Annotated in this window: 3 protein-coding genes; 1 reads left to right on the top strand and 2 read right to left on the bottom strand. The window is 36.9% G+C overall.

The features are described 5' to 3' along the window. Window positions 1–11: 11 nt before the first annotated feature. Entirely contained in the window at window positions 12–1,130 is a 1,119-nt protein-coding gene (locus tag L647_RS0119700; protein ID WP_024611966.1) for an ISAs1 family transposase, read from the bottom strand. A 177-nt stretch (window positions 1,131–1,307) separates the two neighbouring features. Then, entirely contained in the window at window positions 1,308–2,213 is a 906-nt protein-coding gene (locus tag L647_RS0119695) for a LysR family transcriptional regulator (protein ID WP_024612552.1), read from the bottom strand. Between the two features lie 127 nt (window positions 2,214–2,340). Between L647_RS0119695 and L647_RS0119690 the strand changes: the two genes are divergently transcribed. Continuing rightward, a complete protein-coding gene (locus tag L647_RS0119690) occupies window positions 2,341–2,796 on the top strand; it encodes a PACE efflux transporter (protein ID WP_216712742.1) in 456 nt (151 codons plus the stop codon). The last annotated feature ends 165 nt before the right edge of the window (window positions 2,797–2,961 follow it).

The following is a 2,961-nucleotide window of genomic DNA, read 5'->3' as shown; positions in this document are numbered from 1 at the left end:
ATGAAAAAACACTATAAATTCAATACCTTTTCAAGATAAGCTGTACTGCGCATCGCTTTCTTCTGCTTTGCTGGCATACCTTTACTAAAACTGGTTTCAGCCTTTAATTGATTAAATGCGATATGCCTCAGCCCTGCAAATACTGGCGCTGCACCTTCGCGCCTAATTCGGCACTCATCTTCTTTAAATCCTACGTCTAAACGCCAATGTAATCCGTTCTCTATTTGCCAATGTTGCCGCGCTGACCTTGCCAATTCTTCCGCCGTTAAATATGCTGAACTGATATAGTACCTATAACATAACTCATTGCTTACTTTACCTTTTTCCTTTCTGTAGGAAACAATAACACCCACCGTCTTTGCACCTTCCCAGTGTATCGTTTCTGATAAATCACTTACATCATGACGCACTGCACAACACCTAAACTCCTCTCTGTTTTTTTGATAATCTGCTTCATTAAACAAAATCCCTTCAGACGCTTGTCGTGTTATCTCCGGTAATAAAGCCCCCTCTATTTGCGACAGGAGTCCTTTATGATTTGCCTTCACTGCAAGAAGGTAATTAGCTTCTTTGCTCACTATTTTTTCTGCAATTGATTTTTGACACCCCATGGCGTCAATTGTGACTAAGCACCCTTTTATCTCAAGTAACTCAAGAAGTGTTGGTAACGCTGTTATTTCATTCGACTTTTTATCAACAGGACATTGCGCTAAAACGACACCATTTTCGCATGAAAACGCACTGACCATATAAAGTGCATCGCGCCTATCTGACTGATTAAATGAGCCTTTTAAGCATTTACCATCAATAGCTACGACATCGCCCTGGGTTAACTTAGTGCATGCTTTCATCCAAGAAGAAAAAGAATCTTGAAATTGCGTCATATCGATACGGCTTAGTACGCGGGCAATTGTGTCATGACGAGGAATACCTTGCTCTAGGGGAACATATTTCCTGAGCCAATCTAATCTATCATGACCAAAATCTTCAATATCTTCCCAGCCTTGGCATCCAGACACAACAGCGCTGACGGCTAAGAATATGATATCAAATAGTTTATGAACCACTTTACCTTGTTGGCGAGGATCATCGATTGATTCGAAATATTTAAATAGCTGAATATCAAGCATGAGAATGCTCCTTGTAAAAAGGAGTATAAGATCATACTTTGAAGTCAAGGTAAAGTTCGTGATCTTGCCCTGACTTATCGAGTTGGTTTAGAATCTTGCGAAAACGATTAACTGAGCTGTCTATATAATAGTTTACTGAGTTAATCAGTAAACTATTTAATTAAAGCTTCGCAAGTATTAAAGCTTTAGCTCCCAGCCATCATTTTTTAAAAAGTATTGTTGTAAAAGATTTACTAAGCTTTGAAGAACCGGACCCGATACTTGGCTCCTCGAAACCACGCATCCTACAGGAGTTAGCCAACCGCCTTGTTCATGTGTAACTGGCAGTGTTATAACTTCACTTTGATTTAAATGCTTTTGAATTGCCATCTCTGGTACAAGTGCCCAGCCAATTCCTTGGGTTACTAGGTCGACAAGCGTCTGATGTGTATTTGCATACCAAACCCTAGAACTGATTGCGTAGCTAAACCATAACTCTTTTTGATTAAGGCTGCGATGTACACATTGCCTATGGGCTTTTAAATCACTGCTTGTTACAGATTTTAGCGTTGCGAGTGGATGCACTGGTGATGAAATCGTTAAAAACCGAGCTTGCCCTAATAGAAAAAAATCCATATCTACCTTTAGTTCGCCATCACTATATATGATACCTAATTGTGCTTTCCCTGTTTTTACCAGATTTTCTATATCGTATGTTGTTGCAGATATTATCTCAAAATTAGTAATCGGGAACTGATCAGCAAGCGGGGCAATCACTTTTAAAATATCTTGATTAATTAGGCTTTCATCTATAGCTATAATTACTTCATGTTCATAATTTTGTGCTAATGCATCCACTTTTTGATCAAAATATTTTTGCTGATGGAGTATAGAGTATGCAATTGGTAACAATGCTTTACCGTTACTTGTTAAGTTGGGTGTATTTTTATTACGCGTAAACAATGTTTGATTAATCGCTATTTCAAGATTAGAAATAGCTTGGCTAATTCCCGATTGTGCGCGGTTTAGCTTTCGGGCTGTTGCCGAAAAAGATCCTGTTTCTACCACTGTTACAAAAATTTTTAGTTGCTCAAAACTATACATACCATTTAACTTAAAAATGAGTAATTATTTGCCCATCTTATCACTAAGGGTGATGGCTGCTAACTTTGTAGATAATTAAATTATGTCATGATGATTTCTTTAATTATTTGGCATAAAGAGGTTGGTTATGAGTTCAAAGATGGGGGCGTTGGAGCGGGTATTACAGGCTATTTTATTTGAGGTATTAGCGGTAACGTTATCGATTATTGGTTTGGCTGTATTTACAGATCATGCAATATCGGCTTTATCGAGCACCATGATTATAATTGCAACCATTGCGATGTGTTGGAATTTTATTTTTAATTGCCTTTTTGACAAAGTAGCAACTGGTGAAAAAGAGAAGCGCTCATTATTATTTCGTATTTTTCATGTGCTTTTATTTCAAGGAGGATTACTCGTTTTTACCATTCCTGTAATGGCGTACATTTTAAACGTTGGCTTATGGGAAGCATTAATAATGGATATAGGCGTAACTTTTTTTATTACAGTTTACGCATTTGTTTTTAACTTAATCTATGACCATGTGCGAGCTAGTATTTTACAATCAAAAAAATTAGTACATACAAATTTGATTGATAGTTAGTAGAGCTTAATTAACTTAACTTTAGTTGTTTAAATTACCTAAAATATGATTTTATAAATCGTATTTACGTATTCATCTATATTAGGGTCTGTTGATCTTTGCGGATTAAAATTTGTTCAAACTAGGGGCTATTTAATCGCGGCGCGAGATTTGTAACCTAGTGGG

Source organism: Pseudoalteromonas sp. TB64, from assembly GCF_000498095.1.
In the GTDB taxonomy this organism is placed as follows: Bacteria; Pseudomonadota; Gammaproteobacteria; order Enterobacterales; family Alteromonadaceae; genus Pseudoalteromonas.
This window is presented reverse-complemented; position numbering and strand designations above follow the sequence as displayed.

Coding starts and splice junctions, on each gene's coding strand:
- L647_RS0119690 (WP_216712742.1), top strand. CDS start 2,341: ATGAGTTCAAAGATGGGGGCGTTGGAGCGGGTATTACAGGCTATTTTA.
- L647_RS0119700 (WP_024611966.1), bottom strand. CDS start 1,130: ATGCTTGATATTCAGCTATTTAAATATTTCGAATCAATCGATGATCCT.
- L647_RS0119695 (WP_024612552.1), bottom strand. CDS start 2,213: ATGTATAGTTTTGAGCAACTAAAAATTTTTGTAACAGTGGTAGAAACA.